Below are 551 nucleotides of genomic sequence, written 5' to 3'. Positions count from 1 at the left end.
ATTGACCCCTGCGAACGCCAGGCAGACCGCCATGCAACAGGCGGCGACGCAGCAGTTGCAGAAGGTGATCGCGCAGCGCTGGATTCTGGCCGAGCAGTCCGAGGGTGCCATCCCCGCGCCGCTGATCGCGCTGCTCGTTGCCTGGCTGACGCTGATCTTCGCCAGCTTCGGCTTCCGAGCGCCGTGCAATGGAACCATCATCTTCACGTGCCTCATGTCCGGGGCGCTGGTGGCCGCGGCAATCTATCTGATCGTCGACATGGACAGCCCCTTCTCCGGCCCGATCCAGGTCTCGCCGGCGCCCCTGCAGAGGGCGCTGGCGGAACTGACGCAGTGAAGGTCAGGCACGACCGAACATCTTGATCAAAAGCTTCGCCGCCACCGCCGCGCCGTCGGCGCGGACCGAACGGGCAACCTCGCTCGCACGGATGCGGGTTTCGGGCGCCAGCGCCGTCTCCATCGCCGCCGACAATGACCCCGCTGTCGGAACCGGGCCGTCATGAGCTGCGCCGATGCCGAGCTCGGCCACCCGCCGCGCCCAGTACGGCTGG

At 68.1% G+C, this 551-nt stretch carries 2 pseudogenes; one reads left to right on the top strand and one right to left on the bottom strand.

Annotation, left to right across the window (positions count from 1 at the left end):
- A pseudogene (locus EOA75_RS33645) lies at positions 1–337 on the top strand (DUF4239 domain-containing protein); the annotation flags it as partial.
- A gap of 3 nt (positions 338–340) precedes the next feature.
- On the opposite strand, the pseudogene EOA75_RS33640 reads toward EOA75_RS33645, so the two are convergent.
- Positions 341–551, bottom strand: a pseudogene (locus EOA75_RS33640) (glycosyltransferase); the annotation flags it as partial.

It is taken from the genome of Mesorhizobium sp. M1A.F.Ca.IN.022.07.1.1, assembly GCF_003997575.1.
Taxonomy (GTDB): Bacteria; Pseudomonadota; Alphaproteobacteria; order Rhizobiales; family Rhizobiaceae; genus Mesorhizobium.
Note: the sequence above shows the minus strand (reverse complement) of the source record. Positions and strands in the feature narration are given on the sequence as shown.